Annotated in this window: 17 protein-coding genes; 4 read left to right on the top strand and 13 right to left on the bottom strand. The window is 57.9% G+C overall.

The features are described 5' to 3' along the window. Positions 1–11: 11 nt before the first annotated feature. The 5 genes from O9K64_RS09535 to uxaC all read right to left on the bottom strand — a co-directional run bounded on the left by O9K64_RS09535 (position 12) and on the right by uxaC (position 4,639). A complete protein-coding gene (locus O9K64_RS09535; protein ID WP_275097829.1) occupies positions 12–320 on the bottom strand; it encodes a cupin domain-containing protein in 309 nt (102 codons plus the stop codon). A gap of 17 nt (positions 321–337) precedes the next feature. Further along, on the bottom strand, positions 338–1,618 hold the full coding sequence (locus O9K64_RS09530) for a TRAP transporter large permease (protein WP_275097828.1): 1,281 nt from the start codon (positions 1,616–1,618) through the stop codon (positions 338–340). 3 nt (positions 1,619–1,621) lie between these two features. Next, complete coding sequence (locus tag O9K64_RS09525; protein ID WP_275097827.1) at positions 1,622–2,143, bottom strand: TRAP transporter small permease; 522 nt, start codon at positions 2,141–2,143, stop codon at positions 1,622–1,624. Positions 2,144–2,216: 73 nt separating this feature from the next. Next, on the bottom strand, positions 2,217–3,197 hold the full coding sequence (locus O9K64_RS09520; RefSeq protein ID WP_335342265.1) for a TRAP transporter substrate-binding protein: 981 nt from the start codon (positions 3,195–3,197) through the stop codon (positions 2,217–2,219). 38 nt (positions 3,198–3,235) lie between these two features. Next, the gene (gene uxaC / locus O9K64_RS09515) at positions 3,236–4,639 is read right to left on the bottom strand and encodes a glucuronate isomerase (RefSeq protein ID WP_275097826.1); all 1,404 of its coding nucleotides are present in this window, start codon (positions 4,637–4,639) and stop codon (positions 3,236–3,238) included. Positions 4,640–4,753: 114 nt separating this feature from the next. On the opposite strand from uxaC, the gene O9K64_RS09510 reads away from it, so the two are divergent. The 4 genes from O9K64_RS09510 to eda all read left to right on the top strand — a co-directional run bounded on the left by O9K64_RS09510 (position 4,754) and on the right by eda (position 8,727). Continuing rightward, complete coding sequence (locus O9K64_RS09510; RefSeq protein WP_335342264.1) at positions 4,754–5,458, top strand: GntR family transcriptional regulator; 705 nt, start codon at positions 4,754–4,756, stop codon at positions 5,456–5,458. Between the two features lie 59 nt (positions 5,459–5,517). After that, complete coding sequence (locus O9K64_RS09505; protein ID WP_275097825.1) at positions 5,518–7,008, top strand: UxaA family hydrolase; 1,491 nt, start codon at positions 5,518–5,520, stop codon at positions 7,006–7,008. Positions 7,009–7,142: 134 nt separating this feature from the next. Continuing rightward, positions 7,143–8,069, top strand: a complete 927-nt coding sequence (locus O9K64_RS09500) for a sugar kinase (RefSeq protein WP_335342263.1) — start codon at positions 7,143–7,145, stop codon at positions 8,067–8,069. Between the two features lie 22 nt (positions 8,070–8,091). Then, positions 8,092–8,727: a bifunctional 4-hydroxy-2-oxoglutarate aldolase/2-dehydro-3-deoxy-phosphogluconate aldolase gene (gene eda / locus O9K64_RS09495; protein ID WP_275097823.1), complete on the top strand. Its 636-nt coding sequence runs from the start codon at positions 8,092–8,094 to the stop codon at positions 8,725–8,727. 146 nt (positions 8,728–8,873) lie between these two features. Here eda and O9K64_RS09490 read toward each other — a convergent pair whose 3' ends face one another. From O9K64_RS09490 to O9K64_RS09455, 8 genes are all read right to left on the bottom strand, one after another. Continuing rightward, positions 8,874–10,661 carry an acyl-CoA dehydrogenase gene (locus tag O9K64_RS09490; RefSeq protein ID WP_275097821.1) on the bottom strand — a complete coding sequence of 596 codons (1,788 nt, stop codon included), beginning with the start codon at positions 10,659–10,661 and terminating at the stop codon, positions 8,874–8,876. A 75-nt stretch (positions 10,662–10,736) separates the two neighbouring features. Next, a complete protein-coding gene (locus tag O9K64_RS09485) occupies positions 10,737–11,504 on the bottom strand; it encodes a 3-hydroxyacyl-CoA dehydrogenase (RefSeq protein WP_275097820.1) in 768 nt (255 codons plus the stop codon). 14 nt (positions 11,505–11,518) lie between these two features. After that, positions 11,519–12,781 carry a thiolase family protein gene (locus tag O9K64_RS09480; protein WP_275097819.1) on the bottom strand — a complete coding sequence of 421 codons (1,263 nt, stop codon included), beginning with the start codon at positions 12,779–12,781 and terminating at the stop codon, positions 11,519–11,521. Then, on the bottom strand, positions 12,778–13,548 hold the full coding sequence (locus tag O9K64_RS09475; protein ID WP_275097818.1) for a crotonase/enoyl-CoA hydratase family protein: 771 nt from the start codon (positions 13,546–13,548) through the stop codon (positions 12,778–12,780). The genes O9K64_RS09480 and O9K64_RS09475 overlap by 4 nt, the downstream gene beginning before the upstream one ends. Positions 13,549–13,583: 35 nt before the next feature. Next, complete coding sequence (locus O9K64_RS09470) at positions 13,584–15,440, bottom strand: feruloyl-CoA synthase (protein WP_275097817.1); 1,857 nt, start codon at positions 15,438–15,440, stop codon at positions 13,584–13,586. Between the two features lie 38 nt (positions 15,441–15,478). Then, on the bottom strand, positions 15,479–16,621 hold the full coding sequence (locus O9K64_RS09465) for an ABC transporter substrate-binding protein (RefSeq protein WP_275097816.1): 1,143 nt from the start codon (positions 16,619–16,621) through the stop codon (positions 15,479–15,481). 140 nt (positions 16,622–16,761) lie between these two features. Continuing rightward, a complete protein-coding gene (locus tag O9K64_RS09460) occupies positions 16,762–17,523 on the bottom strand; it encodes an ABC transporter ATP-binding protein (RefSeq protein ID WP_275097815.1) in 762 nt (253 codons plus the stop codon). Further along, positions 17,520–19,322: a branched-chain amino acid ABC transporter ATP-binding protein/permease gene (locus tag O9K64_RS09455; RefSeq protein WP_275097814.1), complete on the bottom strand. Its 1,803-nt coding sequence runs from the start codon at positions 19,320–19,322 to the stop codon at positions 17,520–17,522. The genes O9K64_RS09460 and O9K64_RS09455 overlap by 4 nt, the downstream gene beginning before the upstream one ends. Between the last annotated feature and the right edge of the window lie 5 nt (positions 19,323–19,327).

The raw sequence follows: 19,327 nt of genomic DNA, 5'->3' as shown, positions 1-19,327 counted from the left end.
GTTCATTCCTTCTATAAAAAGTCATCGCGTCGGGGGGTGAAGGTGTCGATAAGTGTGCCGGATTCCAGACACTGGCAACCATGTACCGCTTCGGAGGGCACAATAAGACTGTCACCGGGCTCCAGGGTAAGCGTCTCGCCATCCACGCTAAAAAGAAACCGACCCGATTGGACATAGGTCGACTGGACATGGGGGTGTTGGTGCAAAGCGCCCACCGCATCCTTCTGGAAGCCGAACGCCACCACCATCAGTTCTGGCTGCTGACTCAGCACTTGACGAGTGACACCTGGATCGGCCTCAACAAGGGGATAAGCATTCATGCAATGAACCTCCGTCATCAATGAAACAGGGCCGGTATGGCAAGCGACAGGGCGGGTATATAGGTGACCAGAATCAGCGTTGCAAAAGCGGCGAAATAGAAGGGACCGATCGTACGTACCGCCTCCCATACCGTGATCTTTCCAACAGCACACCCCACGAATAGCACCGAACCAACGGGCGGGGTACAGAGTCCGATACCGAGATTCAGGATCAGAATCACCCCGAAGTGGACCGGATCAACCCCGAATGCCAGTGCGACCGGCAGGAAGATCGGCGTGGTGATGACGATTAGGGGTGACATATCCATGAATGTCCCGAGGATTAGCAGCGCCACGTTGATCAACAACATGATAACCAGTGGATCGTCCGACACATTGCGCATGACCTCAACCAGGGAGGCAGGGACGTGAAGATAGGCCAAAAGCCAACCGAATGATGCCGCAGAGCCGATCACCAACAGTACCATCGCGGTGGTGCGAACCGCGGCCATGCCTGCTTCCACGAAGCCTTTCCAGTCCAGGAAACGGTAGATGAGCACCGTGACAAAAATGGCGTAGACCACTGCGATACAGGAGCTTTCCGACGCCGTAAAGACACCTGAACGCACACCGCCAAATATGATCCCGATCAACAGGAGTCCTGGAAATGCATTGATAAAGAGACGCTGGACAACTCCCCAGCCCTTGAAGGTGTCCAATGGATAGTCGCGCTTTTTCGCGACCCACCAAGCGGCAATCATAAGCGAAATGCCCAGTATAATGCCGGGCAGAATCCCGGCAGTGAACAGATCGGCAATGGAGATTCTGCCGCCTGCGGCAATCGAATAGATAATCATGTTGTGCGATGGCGGGATCAACAGTGCAATAATGGCCGAGGTAACCGTTATGTTCACACCATAGTCCGCGTCATAACCCCGCTCTTTCATTTGCGGAATCATCAGGCCACCGATGGCGGATGCATCTGCGGCCGCTGAACCGGAAATACCGCCAAACAGCAGTGACGCGGAGATATTGACCTGACCTAAACCACCACGAAAATGTCCCACCAGGGAGCCTGCCACGGCAATTAAGCGGCGGGCAATATCACCGCGCACCATCAGTTCGCCGGCAAAAATGAAAAAGGGAATTGCCATCAACGCGAACACCGACACACCGGAATTAAGACGCTGAAAAACCACGACGGGCGGTAATCCGAGGTAGATAATGGTTGCCAGGCTGGCGGCGCCCAGACAAAAGGCCACGGGGGTGCCGATCAACAGCAGGAATATAAAGGTCCCAAAGAGAATCCAGAGTTCCAAGTTTTACTCCTCCAGTACCGTTTCGCCAAATCGTGCCGTTGGCAAACCGGCAAAACGCCGGACAATCCGCTCTATGGAAAAAATAACCAATAACACGCCACCGGCGATTATCGGAATAAAATCGAAGGCGCCGGATATCCCTAATGAGGGAAGCGCGTTGTTTGCCGTTTTTGCGGCAAGCTCCGTACCAAACCACATCATGCACCCACCGAACCCGACAACGACGCCGTCGGAAATCGAGTGCAACCATCCACACACCTTGGCCGGCAGGAAGTACAACAGGACATCAAATGACAGGTGGTAACCCTCACGGACCCCGACTGCAGCACCGAGGAAAATGAACCAGCCCATAATCATGACGGCCGCCGGTTCCGACCAGGCGAGGCTATCATTCAACAGATACCGGAAGACCACCTGGGCAGCGATGATTGCGGTCATCAGGACAAGTCCAGCGACGGACAGCCAAAGAGCGATACGGGCGACCCAACTCGTCACTCTCGCGACAAACAGCATATTGTCCAGCATGGGACTCTCCAAGAAATTTAATGGTGGAGCACGCCCCTGGGCGTGCCAAGTGCGTGCTCAACCATCCGGGTCTCTATTCTGTTGCCTGAATGCGGGCGACCAGATCTTTCAATGTAGGTGAGGTCAAATACTTGTCGTAGACCGGTTTCATTGCGTCGATGAAGGGGGTCTTATCGATATCGGTGATGATCTGCGCGCCCGCGCTGCGTACCTTGGCTTCAGATTTCGCCTCTCGCTCGGCCCAAAGCTTGCGCATCACCGGTACGGAATCCTTTGCTGCCTGACGCACCGCTTTCTGGTCTTCAGGGCTCAACTTTTCCCAGCTCCTCTTCGACATGACCAGAACCTCAGGTACGATCAAGTGCTCATCAAGGGTGTAGTATTTTGCCACTTCGAAGTGGCCGGAACTTTCGTAGGATGGCCAGTTGTTCTCCGCACCATCGATGACACCGGTCTGAATCGACGAATAGACTTCACCATAGGGCATGGGGGTCGCGTTCGCACCCACGGCAGAGACCATGTCAACAAACAGATCCGACTGCATGACACGAAACTTCATTCCCTTAAGGTCCGCCATGCTCTTGATCGGACGGTCACTGTTGTAGAAGCTGCGTGACCCGCCGTCGTAGAAGGCCAATCCAATCAGATCATGGTCAGAAAAGGCGTCTTTGATTTGATCGCCAATCGGACCATCCATGACGCGGTGCATATGACCGACAGAACGGAAAATGTACGGCAGGGAGGGAATCTGGGTCTCCTCGATAATATTGTTGAATGGGCCAAGACTCACCCGGTTGAAGTCGATTACACCAAATTGTGTCTGTTCAATGGTGTCTTTCTCCTGACCCAACTGTGCAGAGTGGAAGACCTCGATACAAAGACGACCATTGGTGCGTTCTTCCAACATAGCGCCCATGGCCTTCACGGCTGCAACGGTCGGATAACCGTCGGGATGCGTGTCGGAAGATTTCAGGGTGATTTCGCAGGCTTGCGCACCCGTCATCATTGCAGCGCCTGCCAAGAAAGCGGTTGCCAGCGTTTTATACATTGTCATTGTTCCATTCCTCCTAATTCAAAGAATACACGGGGTGATCAAAGGCGATACGCTTTCTTGACCAATCCGTATGTGAGGTCGTGAATGACCTCAAATGCCTCGTCTTCCGCCAGTCTCCCGGAGGCGACCAATGTGGCGAGGTATGCGCAATCCACGCGACGCGCAACATCATGACGTGCGGGGATAGAACAAAATGCGCGGGTGTCGTCATTGAAACCGACGGTGTTATAGAAACCCGCTGTTTCGGTGGTGGCTTCCCGAAATCGGCGCATGCCCTCCGGGCTATCGAAGAACCACCATGCCGGCCCCAGCCGCAGGGCCGGATAGGCCCCCGCCAACGGAGCCAATTCTCTTGAAACCGTCGTCTCATCCAGCGTAAACAGAATGATTGTGAGACGGGGATCCGTACCAACCGCCTGCAACAGGGGGCTTAGCGCACGCACGTAGTCGGTGCGGGTCGGAATATCGAATCCCTTGTCACGACCGAATCGTGCCGCAATTTCTGATGAGTGATTGCGGAAACTACCGGGGTGGATTTGCAAAACCAAGCCGTCGTCGATGCTCATGCGCGCCATTTCGGTGAGCATTTGGCCGCGGAAGCGATCGGCTTCCTCCGCCGAACAGCGACCGGCGAGCGCCCTGGCAAACAGACGCGATGCCTCTTCGCTCGGCAAATCCTCGGTCCGTGCGGTGGGATGTCCATGATCTGTCGAGGTCGCGCCAAACTCTTTAAAAAACTGGCGCCGGACCCGATGGGCAGCCAGATAGCCCGCCCAGGTCGCTGTATCCTCGCCGGTAATCTCACCAAACCGTGCGACATTGTCAGCGAAACCCTCAAACTCCGGATCGACAACCGGATCCGGACGGTATGCGGTGATCACCCGCCCGCTCCATCCGCTTGAGCGGATCGCAGCATGCCAGCGCAGATCATCCAGTGGGCTCTCGGTGGTGGACAATACCTCTATACCGAAGCGTTCGAACAGGGAACGCGGCTGGAATTCCGGGCGAACAAGGCAATCGGCGATGTGATCGTAGGCCGCATCGGCCGTAGCCTCCGACAACCGAACAGACAGACCGAAAACCTCGTGGAAGGCGTGATCCAGCCACAGGCGTGAGGGCGTCCCCCTCAGCAGATGAAAATGCCTGGCAAACAAACGCCAGATCTTGCGGCCATCGGTTTCGGTCTTGCCGCCATCCACCCGCGGTACGCCCAACTGCTCAAGGGGTACGCCTTGTGAAAACAGCATCCGGAACACATAGTGATCCGGTGTCACAAACAACTGTGCCGGATCAGGAAAGGGTTCGTTCTCAGCGAACCAACGCGCGTCGGTATGGCCATGAGGACTAATGATAGGCAACGCCTTGACTGTGTCATACAGGGCACGCCCCAACATCCGGGCAACCCCGGACAGCGGCAGTAACCGGTCTGGATTAAGATCCATGTATCCTCTCTTTGCGTGGCTTTGCGCCACGGCTGCTGTTAAATTAGTCTTTACTAATAGACACTAGTCGACTAGTATGCTAGTATGCCTTTTACACAGAGTCAAGGAATTACCGTGTCGAAAAATTCTATTCTGGGTCAGATGACCCCAAATTATCTCGAACGCCCCACGATCTCCGATCAAGTGTTCGATGAGCTTTACCAACGGGTCATTTCACTGGAAATGCCGCCGGGAACCAAGATATCCGAGTCGGAAGTGGCAAAGGCGCTCGGGGTATCACGACAGCCCGTTCGAGATGCCTTTTATCGGCTGTCCAAGTTGGGTTTTCTGCTGATTCGCCCGCAACGGGTGACCACGGTCAGCATGATTTCAGAGCAGGATGTCTTCCAGGCGCGATTTATCCGAACCGCTCTGGAAATCGAAACCGTGCGGCTGGCCTGTGAAAAACTCAGGGATGAGGATATGGATACCCTGGAACAGATCCTCGACCAGCAGTTGGCCGCCGTTGAAAAGAGTGACAAGCTGGGATTCCACGCCCTTGACGACCTGTTCCACAAAAAAATCTGCGAACTGGCTGGCGTCGGGTTTGTATGGAATCTCATTCAGGAGCACAAAGCCCACATGGACAGGGTCCGGTACCTCTCCCTCTCCTTCGCGAGCCATCGTGCCTACGAAGACCATATCAAGTTGTTCAAGATGATCCGGGCCCGGGATTCCGAAAACGCGGTGAAACAGATGCGCAATCACCTCTCCACCATTCTTGAACATTTCAAGCGCATTCGCACCGAAAACGAGACCTACTTTGCGACTGAAGAGTAGGCTGCGCTGCGGGGTTTGATACGAATTTTTTAGCGTTCTGACTCAATTTGAGGGACGGCATGACTCAATATCTCAAGATCGACCCTGCTGATACCGTTGCGGTCGCACTGGAACCCCTGGTAATGGGGACAGTGATGGACGACTTGAACCTGACATTGAGCGAAGATATTCCCCTGGGCCACAAATTCGCCCTGTGCGACCACCGCGAAGGTGACAAGGTCATCAAATACGGGGGGGTTATCGGCCAGGCGCACGAACCGATCAAGCCGGGAGCCCATGTCCATGTTCATAACATCAGGACCACCCTCGTCGGGGCCAGGAATTATCTCTACAACGGTCCAATCAACCGGGTTTCAGACTCCCCGAACAGGAAACCACTCACCTTTCAGGCTTTTGTTCGCGCCAATGGCGAAATCGGGATCCGCAACGATATCTGGATCATTCCCCTGGTCGGCTGTATCAATGGCTTGGGACGCAACGCTGCCCGACGGTTTGAAGCGATGGATCTTCTGCCACAAGGGTCCCGGGTAATGGTCCTTGAGCATCCCTATGGGTGCTCCCAACTGGGCGATGACCTGGATAACACCCGCGCCATCCTTCAAGCCCTGGCCGTTCACCCCAATGCGGGCGGTGTGTTGATCATGGGGTTGGGATGTGAAAGCAACACCGAAGCGCTTTTCAGATCCGGCTTTAATCCGCCCGATCCGCAACGTCTGAGATACCTGGTCAATCAGGAGGTGGAGGACGAGATGGAGGCTGCCCTCGAACAGCTGTGCGCACTGGCCAAAAACATCCGCCGGGATAGCCGCGAGCCGGTCGCCATAAACAGGCTCCGCGTAGGCCTGAAATGTGGAGGATCAGATGGATTCTCCGGGATTACGGCCAATCCCCTGCTCGGTGCATTCTCAGATTGGCTATGCGACCTGGGTGGGACGACGGTTCTGACGGAGGTGCCGGAAATGTTCGGTGCCGAACATCTGCTGATGGAGCGCGCCGAAAGTCGCGCGGTGTTCAATGATATTGAACGTCTCATTAATGATTTCAAGGCTTACTTCGTCACCCACAATCAGCCGATATACGAAAACCCCTCGCCGGGAAACAAGGATGGCGGCATCAGTACACTGGAGGAGAAATCGCTGGGTTGCACGCAAAAATCCGGGCATGCTCCCATCCGTGACGTAATCCGCTATGCGGAGCGCATTCGCAAACCGGGATTGACCTTGTTGGAGGCGCCCGGAAACGACGGTGTCGCGGTAACCGCCCTGGCCGCCGCGGGTTGCCATCTCGAACTCTTCACCACGGGTCGCGGGACGCCCCTGGGCGGTGTGGTTCCCACGATGAAAATAGCAACCAACACGCCGCTATACAAAAGAAAGCCCCATTGGCTGGATTTTAACGCCGGTCCGATAGCGGAGGGGGGCATTTCCATAGACGATCTGTTACCACCATTCATCGATGCCATCCTCGGCATTGCGGAGGGAAAGCCGACCCGCAACGAACTCAATGATCTCCATGACATGGTCATTTTCAAGTCGGGTGTGACCCTCTGAGTCCTCCGACAGATGAAACTGACTTTTGCACCCTGATCAGGTTAGATCCGACAGACCTGGAGCACAGCCATGACCACACTCCTCCCGACCACAGCTCCGAGACGTCGTGATTGCCGGCTCAGTGACCCGGAACGATGAGCCAAGCCATGAACATCGCGTGTATTGGAGAGTGCATGATCGAGGTCGCCGGAACCCTGGCGCAAGGGGATCAGGCACGCCTTGGCTTTGGCGGCGACACGTTGAACACGGCCATCTACATGGCCAGGCTGCTGGGAGATCATAAGGGCAGCGTTGAATATGTCACCCTGTTAGGTGACGATCCTTACAGTGACTCAATGCTTGAGGCCTGGGAAATGGAAGGCCTGGGTTGTCGACTTGTCGAGCGATGTGCGGGCCGCGAGGCGGGCCTGTACACCATACATGTGGATAAAAAGGGTGAGCGCAGCTTTCGGTACTGGCGCCAATTCGCACCGGTGCGTGAATTGTTCGAAGGAGAGGCGGGCAACCGACGGCTTGACCATCTAGCCCGATTCGATGCCATTTTCTTTTCGGGGATTACGCTGGCTGTGCTGTTTGAAGAGAGCCGCAATCGCCTTCTCGACCTGGCCCAACAGATGAAGTCCAGCGGCCGTATGGTGGTTTTTGACACCAATTACCGGGAGCAACTATGGGCAGGATCCGACGCCCGGAGGGTAAACCTCCAGGCATTGAAAGCCGCCACCATCGCCCTGCCCTCGTCAGAAGACCTGGCAGGGATCTTCGGCCATCAAAGGCAGGGCTGGGCAAGCTTCCTGGAGAATTGCGCCATTCCTGAAATCGTATTAAAGCACGGCGGCGAGCCGATCGATCTCCTCTATGAGGGGGCCTGGCATAGCGTGATCCTGGAAAAAATTTCACGCATGGTCGATACGACGGCAGCCGGTGATTCGTTCAATGCAGGCTATTTAACGGCCAGAATTCGCGGGCAGACCCCCAAGGCCGCCATTCTTCAGGGCCACGAACTGGCACGTGTGGTCATTGGCCATCCCGGCGCCATCATTCCCCGTTCGGCGATGCCATAACCTTTTCTTCAAGGAGTTCACCATGACAGATTGGGGCGAATTGCTCAAAGAGACCTCCGTTATTCCGGTTCTGGTTATCGACCGGATAGAGGATGCGGTTCCGCTTGCCAGCACCCTGGTCGATGCCGGATTACGGGTCTTGGAAATCACCCTCCGTACCCCTGCATCACGCGAAGCCATCCAAGAGATTTTAAACGGTGTCCCCCAGGCGGTCATCGGAGCCGGTACCGTTTTGGACGCGGATCAATTGAACGAGATGGCCGAACTCGGGGTCCGGTTCGCGGTCAGCCCGGGTCATACCCCAGCCCTTTTGGATGCCGCCCGTGAAACCGGACTACCCTTCTTGCCGGGAGCCCAAACCCTGGCGGAGATACTCTTCGTACGGGAACATGGATTTTACTTCCAGAAGTTTTTCCCGGCTGGGCTGAATGGTGGCACAGCAATGCTAAAATCCATTTCAACCGTTGTTCAGGATGTCAATTTTTGCCCGACAGGTGGCGTCAGTCCAGACAATGCCCATGCCTACCTTTCACTCCCCAATGTCGCCTGTGTGGGTGGCAGTTGGATCGCGCCCCGCGATCTCATTATGGCGGGCAGGTGGGATGAAATTTTCAGCCTGGCAAAGGCGGCCAGGTTACTGAATCCGGGAAATCCCTGAGCAATTAGCCATTCGCCATGCCGGCGGAAGGGCAATAAGTCACTACACCGGGTCGCCGTCAAAAACGTTGATCTACTCGGTTCTGGCATACTGCTTCGCTCTACCGCCCCCATCCCTGGAGACGTGCGGAAAAGCCGGATTGACTCCTAGAAGCCATCCATCGGAAAGCGCTCGAGAGCCGCACCGGCCTCACACACGGTTTTCGCCTGCGCTGCCACCTGCACGCCCATTGTCGTCATGTAGAAGTTCGCCAAGTCCATGAGGCCGCCGAGATACACCGCATCCCCCTCGTTCGAGACCAGCTGCCGTTGTGCCGCCAATGCGGTGCGAGCCAGTTGCCAGCCACCGGCGACGGCACCCAGCATGTGGAGAAAGGGTACGGCGCCGGCCAGTACCTCTGACAGGGACTCGCGGCCATTCGCCAGCACCCAGTGGGCGGCCGTCTCAAGCGCATCCACCATATCCGACAGCACCGATCCCGTGGGATGCAGGTGGTCGTGGGCATATAACGCGCTGCAGGTGGCACGCACATCGGCAATGAGTTCGCGCAGGGTCGCGCCGTCTTCACGCAGGATCTTGCGGCTGATCAGATCATTGGCCTGAATACCCGTCGTACCCTCGTAGATGGTGATGATGCGGGCGTCACGGAACAGCTGGGCAACACCGGTCTCCTCAACAAAGCCCATGCCGCCGAACACCTGGATTGCGTCGTCACACACATCGTTGCCGGTTTCGGTGCACCATCCCTTGGCCACCGGCATGAGCAGATCGACATAGCATCGATATTTGTCCGCCCGGGTGCGGTCCGGATGGCGATGGGCAAAATCAAACCAGCCGGCGGCACTGTACAGCAGCGCACGCATGGCCATGATCCGCGCGCGCATGGACAGCAGCATACGCTTCACGTCCGGGTGATGAAGAATCGGCAGGTCACTCCGGCCGCTCACCACTTCACGCCCCTGCACCCGCTCACCGGCATAGGCCAGCGCCAGTTGGTAGGCACGCTCCGCCAAGCCGAGACCCTGGACACCGACGCCGAACCTTGCCTCGTTCATCATGATGAACATGGTCGCGAGTCCCTGATTGGCTTCACCCACGATCCAGCCCGTCGCTCCCCCCTCATCTCCATAGGACAAGGTACAGGTAGGACTGCCGTGAATGCCCAGCTTGTGCTCGATGGCAATACAGCGGATGTCGTTCTTCGCGCCGGGATTCCCCGCTTCATCCGGTAAATATTTGGGCACCAGGAACAGCGACAGGCCCTTGACGCCGGGCGGCGCATCCGGCAGCCGCGCCAACACCAGATGCACGATGTTGGGTGTCAGGTCATGCTCACCATAGGATATAAATATCTTCTGCCCAAACAGCTTGTAGCTACCGTCGGCCTGCGGTTCGGCACGGCTGCGGGTCGCCGCCAGATCCGAACCCGCCTGGGGCTCGGTCAGGTTCATGGTGCCGGCCCATTCACCACTCACCACCCGGTGGAGCCAGGTTTGCTTCTGCGTTTCACTGGCGGCGATGAGCAGCGCTTCGGCTTGGCCGACATTAAGCTGCGGCAGCATGGCAAAGGCCATGTTGGTGGAGAACCACATCTCCCATACCGGGGTTGCAACTACCTTGGGCAGCCCCTGACCACCAAACTCCGGCGGCAGCGACAGCCCCACCCAACCCGCCTCGCGAAACTGCGCATAGGCCTCCGCCCAGCCATCGGGCGTGATAACCCGGCCATCTGCCAACCGGCAGCCCTGTACATCCCCCTGACGGTTGATGGGCTCAAGCACACCGGCGGCGAACTTGCCTGCCTCTTCGAGGATGGCCGATACCAAGTCGGGCGTGGCATCCTCGTAGCCGGGTAACTCACTGACGGCCGCCAGTCCGGCCAGTTCGGTCAGGATGAAGTTCATGTCCCGCAAGGGGGCGATATATTCGCTCATTAGGCGCTCATCGTTACAACGCAGCTCATGCACAAGGCGATGCCAATGCGATCGATATCGGCCGGAGCCATTGCGCTACCTTGGCGCCAGGCGAATCGCACCATCGAGGCGGATCGTTTCACCATTGAGCATCACGTTGCCGATGATCGACAAAACCAGTGCGGCGAACTCCTCCGGCCGGCCGAGGCGAGGCGGAAAGGGCACCGCCTCACCCAGCGACTGCTGCACCTCGGCCGGCAAGCTGTGCATCATCGGCGTCAGAAACAGCCCCGGGGCGATGGTCATCACACGGATTCCAAATCGGGCCAGCTCACGCGCGATGGGCAAGGTCATGGACACAATGCCGCCCTTGGAGGCCGAGTAGGCGGCCTGCCCCACCTGGCCATCGTAGGCCGCGATGGAGGCGGTGTTAATGATCACGCCACGCTCGCCATCCGACTGCGCCTCGCCCCGCGACATGGCGGCCGCGGCCAGGCGGATCATATTGAATGTACCAATCAGGTTTACCTGGATGGAGCGGGCAAAGTCATCCAGTGGCATCGGCCCCTGCTTGCCCAGCACGCGTCCGGCGTTGCCGATGCCGGCACAATTGACCAGGCCCTGCAATCCGCCAAAGCGAGTTGTCGCCAGCTCCACGGCGGCCTGGGTGTCAGCCGCATCCGCCACGTTGGTGCGAACAAAGTGCGTGCGATCGCCCAACTCCTCCGCCAGTTTCAGGCCCTTCTCCTCATCCAGGTCCGCCATGACCACCCGGGCACCTGCGCCATGCAAGGCACGCACCGTGGCCGCGCCCAGTCCGGATGCGCCACCGCTAACAAGAAAAGTGTTGTCACGAAGTTTCATCAATCGATACCGATTCAGCCGTTTTCCAAAAGAATGGCGACGCCCTGCCCGCCGCCGGCACAGGCCGACGACACGCCGTAGCGAACGTCGGCTTCACCCAATTGGCGCGCCAGGGTATGGGTCAGACGCACACCCGAAACCCCAAGTGGATGACCGATGGCGATGGCGCCTCCGTGAATATTGGTCTTGTCACGATCCAGGCCCAACTCACGCTCACAGGCCAGGTATTGCGCGCCGAAGGCTTCGTTGATTTCAACACGCCCGATATCCTCCGGGGTAATCCCGGCCTTCGCCGCCACGGCGCGGATGGCGGGCGCCGGTCCGATGCCCATGATCTCGGGCGGCACGGCGACGGCCGAGCCGGCCACGATGCGCGCCAGAGGCGTCAAACCATGGGCGCGCACCCAGTCACCGTGCGCGACGATGACAGCGGCAGCGCCATCAACGATGGCCGAACTGTTGCCGCCGGTCTGCACGCCGCCAAAGGCCGGGCGCAGTTTAGCCAGGGTTTCAACGGGGGTGGGACGTACATGACCGTCACGCGCAAGGCACTCCAGGCGGTCCGCCAGGCGAATGCCGCGCGGCTGGTAACCCTCGATCGTCCACTGGGCACTGGTCACCGGGGATACCTCTTCAGCGTACCAACCGGACTCCCAGGCCGCGCAGGCACGCGCAAAGCTCTGGGCGGCATATTGGTCCGTCTCCTCGCGGCTGATGGCGTATCGCCGGGCAAGGTTTTCGGCAGTGTCGCCCATCCCGACACCCGGTGCGGTATCCTGGGTCGCCTCCCACAGGAAATCGCGGAAATCCACCTGTCCCATGCGGAAACCCGCCCGCTGTGTGTAGGACGCTAGCGGATTGCGCGACATGGATTCGGCCCCCACGCACAACACCACGCGCGCCCTGCCCAGGGTGACCTGATCAGCCGCATTGAGGATGGTCTCGAAGCCGGTGCAACAGAGACGCTGCACCAAAAGAGCCGGGACATTGGGATCAACACCAGCGTACAGACCGATATGACGCGGCAGAAAATAGGCGTCAAAACTTGACTGAGCCATATTGCCGGCCACGATGGCGTCCACTTCGCTGGCCGGAATACCGCTGCTTGTGAAAAGCGCGCGCGCGGCACAGATACCCAAGTCGGTAGCTGATGCGTCGCGCAGCGGGCCATTGTAATCGGCAAACGGTGTCCGCTGACCGGCCACCAGCCAGATGTCATCATAGCGGGTTGACTGGGCTGCCGCTTCGCTTGCGGCAAAATCATTATTCACCTTCATGCGCGAGGCCCCTGTCCCTTGCGTTGCAAGAAATCACCGATACGCTCGGTTACCTCCGGACTGGTTTGAGTAAGCGCCGCGGTCAGAGATTCAACGAACAGGCCGTCATCGCTACTCATGTTGTCAATACGGGCAATGGCACTGGCCATCGCCCAGTTGGCCATGGGTGCATTCTCCGCCACACGGGTAGCCAGCAGACGTGCCTTGTCCATGGCTTCGCCAGTACCGACCAGATAGTGGGATAGACCTAAACGCTGGCCCTCTTCGGCCTCCAGGATACGACCGGTCAGCATCATTTCACACATGCGGCCCGCACCAATAGTCCTGGCCACCCGAACAGACGCGCCGCCGCCCACGAAGATGCCGTGCCGTCCTTCGGGCAACTGGTAGATAGTACTCGGCTCGGCCACGCGGATATGCGCGGCAGCCGCCAGCTCCAGGCCACCTCCGATTACCGCGCCATGCAATACGGCAATGACCGGGATGCCGCCATGCTGTACCCGATGAAAAATCCGGTGCCAGGTCTGGCTGTGCTGCATCACGTCGAACGGCTCACGGCGCTGATGTTCAGAGAGATCCAACCCGGCACAGAAGTGCTCACCCTGGCCGCTCAAAATAATGACACGGGTATCTTCCGGGGTGTCCAGCAGGGCCGCCTCCAGTGCCATGAGCAGACGGTCGCTAACCGCATTCCGTTTGCGCGGGCGCGCCAGCTGAATGCTATAGACGACACCGTCACGCGCCGTGGTGACAAATGGTTCAGTCATGATCGATAATTCCTTATAGCTTATTTGGCTGGCGTTTAGCCTGCAGTACAGAGTGTGATTACATTCCTGTTCAACTCGCCCGCGTACAGGGCCTCCACCAGGTCGGCACGGCGGCTGAGCACCATGCGTTGATTGATATAACCCTTGTCGGTTATTTCACCATCCTCCACGGAGGGTGGTTCCGCCATCAAAAGCGCCCGGGTGGCATAGGTGGAAGAGCCACCACCCAACTGCTTGAGGGTCCGCAGGCCGGTCTGAACCCGTTTGACCACCGCGGGATTCGATAGCACCTGTTGCACCGGTGCATCGACCGGCAGTTCCGGACACAAGGTGCGGCACTCGGGAATGTTGGGAAAGATGAGAAAGCCGATCTCATCCCGGTCATGTCCGGTCAACACGATATCCTGTGCCACCGGCTTCATGGTATCGATGGCCGATACACGCAGCGATCCAACGCGCACCCAGGTTCCGGTAAGCAGTTTGAAGTCCTCTCCCACCCGGCCATCGAACAGCAGGCCCTTGGTGGGATGGGACGGATCGACAAACTCCACCGCATCTCCAATCATGTAATAGCCCTCTTCATCAAACGCCTGGGCCGTCACCTCCGGCTGCCGCCAGTAGCCGGGAAATACATTGGGTCCCTTGACGCGCACCTCCATCTTGTCGGCCGAAGGTACCAGCTTGAGCGCCGTTCCCGGTACCGGCACACCGATCACTCCGGGAACACTGGCGTAAAAATGGCAGTCGGAGGCCATGGGAGCCGTCTCGGTCGATCCCCACGCGGAGACCAGCAAAATCTTTTTGCCGGTAGCCATCTCCGAAAGTTCTTCCAGTGCGATCCACAGATGACGGGGCAACGCCGCACCCGCATAAAAGATGAATTTGAGGTTACGAAAAAAGCTGTTTCTCAAATCCTCATCTGCACGCAATAGCGGAACCAGCATGTCGTATGCACGCGGCACGTTGAAGTAAACGGTGGGTGAGATCTCCTTGAGATTATTAACCGTCTTGCCCAAAAGGGACGGTGCCGGCTTGCCTTCGTCGATATACAGCGTGCCACCCCAGCGCAGTACCATGTTCAGATTGTGATTGCTGCCAAAGGTATGGCTCCAGGGCAACCAGTCGACGAGCACCGGCGGGTCGACCGCCAGGAACGGCCACATCAGCGACTTGGCCATCTGATTGGAGACCATCATACGCTGGGTATTGATGACGGCCTTTGGCGTCCCGACCGAACCCGATGTAAACAGAAACTTGCCGATCGTATCCAGTGTGATGCGATTGAAGGCTGACATCACCGCCGCCTCGTTGGTCGACTCCTCCAACGCGGAGAAGGGCAGTGTGCCGTCGGGGGTCGTACCGCTTGAACCGGCAATCACCACGCCGTTATGCAGGTCGCGTACCGCTTCGATGGCCGGCAGGAATTGTTCCATTGGTTCAGCGAAGATGACCCCTGGCCGGAGCAGATCGATATTGGCCCTGAGTTTCCCGAAATCCCGTGACATCAGTGAATTGCCCGAGGAGATCGCACAGGAAGGCACGCCAATATGCATGGCCGCCAGCATCAGCAATGCATGCTCGATGGAATTGTCGGAAAGAATCACCACCGGCCGCTCGGGAGACAGATTCTGCCCCAGCAGCCAGGTGGCAATGGCGACAACCCGGCGCCTGGCTTCGCCATAGCTGAGCTTCAGCCATTCTCCATCCCTCCCCCGCTGCGCGAGGAACAGGCGATCGGGTGCAGCCTGGGCCCAGCGCTCAAGCCACTCGCCGACACAGCGGTCGTAGTCGTCCGGCAAGGGGATGCCGGAACGTAAAATTCGCGTGCCATCCGAACGGGCCTCAATAAGAACCACCGGTTCGACAAACATGTTGTCAGTTTTATCGTTCATGGCATACCCCCCTTGCTATGGTGTACATCCCCATCTCCTTACATCGGCAACAGCTTATAGCCGCCATTTTCGACCTGGATCAGCACCCGCCCGCGATCATCCATACCGAAATGATCTTCCGCTGTCATGTTGAAAACACCGTGCACACCCACCACACTCTTGTTGTTTTCAAGTGCATCACGCAGGGCCTTGCGGAATTCGGGAGTGCCTGGTCTGGCGGATTCCAACGCCACCAGTGCAGCCGCCTCGATCAACTGACCGGCATCGAAGACATGACCGGCAAAAGAGGAAAAACTACCCGCTCCATACATGGACTCATAGTCCTCGACAAACTGCATGCCCAGCACCTTGGACGGATGGCTGTCGGTAATCTGATCGACTACCACGACTGGACCGATTGGCATTATTGTCCCCTCGGCCGCTGCGCCGGCAACCTTGAGGAATGCCGGATTGGCGGCGGCGTGCGTCTGATAGATTACACCTTTGAAACCACGTTCCTTAAAGGCGGTCTGAGGCAGGGCGGCGGGACTACCCGAGGCAACCACCAGAACCGCGTCGGGACGAGAGGCAATAATCTTGAGCACCTGCCCGCTCACCGATGTGTCGGTGCGATTGAACCGCTCGATGGTTGTAAACTTGATACCCGCGCTCTTCAGCAATGGTTTCATGGCGACCAGCCAGTCCTCCCCGTAGGCATCGGAATAGCCGATGAATCCCAGCGTCTTCACCCCCTTGGACTTCATATCGCCAACCACCGCGCCGGCCATCACGTTGTTATGCTGTGGAGTACGAAACACCCAGACATTTTTCTCTGGAGGAAGATTGATCGGAGCGGCACTTATCTGCGGCGTCCGGCTCTCTACGGCCACTTCCGCAATCGCCAACGACGCGGGTGTGACGGAAGAACCCAGGAGCAAGTCCACCTTCTGCTCGCTCACCAGCTTGCGTGCATTTTTTGTCGCCGCCGACGGATCGGTCGCGTCATCAAGTACAATGTAGTTGATCTTTTCACCCGCCACCAACGCCGGAAGAAATGGAATCGCGTTTTTTTCCGGAATACCCAGTGCCGCGCCTGGCCCGGTGGAAGAGAGGGAAACACCCACATTGATATCCGCGAGGGCCGCCTGGCTGGAGAACAGGGCGACAACCGTACACAGAGCAGCTAGATTTTTTGCTTTCATACCTGATCCTCTTATGCTTCTTTGGCTTAATTTATCCGGCGGACACCTGGCACACCGGCACTGAGTTCCACTGAAGGCTTTCTGCCTCTCTTCTTATCCATTTCTATCCGCCACACAGAACGGGGAATACAGCGGCTGTCTCAGCACGCTGCCAACCTGTCCTGATGTTTTTTACCGAGACCAAGGTAAGTCTCAATGACACGCGGGTCATCGCGCAGCTGGCTCGCCTCACCCTGCATTGCCACTTCCCCCGTTTCCAACACATAACCGTAGTCGGCCACGGCCAGTGCGGCACGGGCATTCTGTTCCACCAACAGGATCGAGACCCCGGATTCGCGAAGCCTACCTATGATGCAGAAGATCTCTCGCGTGATCATGGGGGCCAGGCCCAGGCTTGGCTCGTCCAGCATCAACAGTTTTGGGCCAGCCATCAGTGCTCGACCCACGGCCAACATCTGGCGCTCACCACCGGAGAGAGTCGCTGCCAACTGTCGACGGCGCTCCTTAAGCCGGGGAAAAATGTCATAGACTTCATCCATGGCGCGTTGCAAGTGGCGTTCACCCCGGCGATAGCGATGAAAAGCGCCCAGCTGGAGGTTATCCTGTACGCTCATCCCGCCAAACAGCTCACGCTTCTCCGGCACCAGTACCATGCCGTTGGCCACCATACGTTCCACATCCGGGGTCTTTTCCAGATGGCTGTCGAAATACACCTCCCCGCGAGAGCCGAGTAATCCAATCAGCGCGGAAAGCAGTGTGGTTTTGCCTGCACCGTTTGGCCCTATTACCGTGACTATCTGCCCCTTGCCGACACAGATACTGACGCTACCGAGTGCTTCCACCTTGCCGTAGGCGACAGACAGATCGCGCACTTCGAGTATGGGACCGACCTGACTGTTCATTCCACATCCCCAAGGTAGGCTTCAAGTACGGCGGGATGTCGCTGCACCTCATCTGGGAGCCCTTCGGCAATCTTCCGGCCGAAATCCATGACCACGATCCTGTCCACCAGCCCCATCACGAAATCCATGTCATGCTCTACGAGCAAAATGGCCATGCCTTCGCCGCGCAGCTTGCATAGCAGCTCGGCCAGGGCCTGTTTTTCACCCCAACGAAGACCGGCGGCCGGTTCATCCAGGAGCAACAGACAGGGATCGGATGCCAGCGAGCGGGCGATTTCAAGAATGCGCTGTTGCCCCAGTGCCAGGTTGCCGGCTTCGTTAAACATCTGATCAGCCAGGCCTACCCGCTCTATCTGACGTGCGGCTTCCGCCATCAGGCGATCCTCCTCCGCCCGATCCATACGCCAGGCACTGGGCAATACACCGCTACGACCGCGCAGGTGGGCACCAATGGCCACATTATCCAGAACAGTCATGGTGGGAAGCAGCCTTGCGTGTTGGAAGGTACGACTCATTCCCAGTCGGGCAATCTCTCGCGATGCATGACCGGCAATCGACTTACCGCGGAACAACACCTCGCCCGAGGTGGGTGTATCCACGCCTGAAATCTGATTGAACATGGTGCTTTTGCCGGCACCATTGGGACCGATCAGCGCCAGTATTTCGCCGGCGCGAACGTCCAGGCTCATATTGTCGTTGGCAACCAGGCCGCCAAATTTGCGTGTGACGTTTCGTGCCTCCAGGATAACTTCTCCGGCTGGCGGCGGGACCTGGCGCTGTAGCGGCTCCGCCGTGGTCGCAATAGGTCGCGCTGTCGCGCGCTGCGGCGCCAATCGTGTCAGGTGTGGCCACAAGCCTTCACGGGCACGATGCAGGATCAGTACCATCAGCAGGCCAAAAAAGATGACTTCAAAGTTGCCTATCGCTCCCAGCACCAGCGGCAACAGATCCTGTAGCCACTCCTTCAAGATAGTGATGACACTCGCCCCCACCAGGGCACCCCATACCTGGCCCGCGCCTCCCACCACCGCCATGAACAGGTATTCGATACCGACTTGCAGTCCGAAAGGCGTGGGATTAACAAACCGCTGCATATGTGCGTAGAGCCATCCGGAAGCCGCCGCATGCAGTGCCGCTATAACAAAAATCACCATACGTGATCGGGCGGTATTCACCCCCATGGCTTCGGCCATGACCATGCCGCCATTAAGCGCGCGAATGGCTCGCCCTTCGCGGGAATCGAGCAGGTTTCTGGTTGTGAGCATCCCCGCGAACAGAAACAGCCAGATCAGATAAAAGATCTCTCCCCCCTCATCCAGGACCCAGCCAAAGATCGTAATGGGCGGAATACCGGTCAGGCCGGTATGTCCGCCCAGGGTGTCCATGGTACCGAAGAGAAAATAGAGGCTGATGCCCCAAGCGATGGTACCCAGGGGCAGATAGTGACCGGACAGGCGCAAGGTGAGTGATCCCAGGATCACGGCCACCACCAGGGTGAGTAACAGCCCGGCCACCAGCCCCAACCAGGGTGACCCACCCATCCAGGCCAGCCAGTTTGGCAGAACGGTGGCACCCGTGAGTGCTGCGGTGGTGTAGGCACCCAATCCCACGAATGCCGCCTGTCCAAAGGAGGTCAACCCACCCACACCGGTTAGCAGAACCAGGCCAAGGGACACCAGCGCATACAGGCCAATGTAATTGAGCAAGGTGACATAGAACGATGACAGCAACAACGGTGCAGCAGCAACGATCACGACAAAGACAACCAGCAGATGTACAGCAGAGAAGCGGGGGCTCATGGCGT

It is taken from the genome of Sedimenticola hydrogenitrophicus (assembly GCF_029017505.1).
Lineage (GTDB): Bacteria > Pseudomonadota > Gammaproteobacteria > Chromatiales > Chromatiaceae > Sedimenticola > Sedimenticola hydrogenitrophicus_A.
This window is presented reverse-complemented; position numbering and strand designations above follow the sequence as displayed.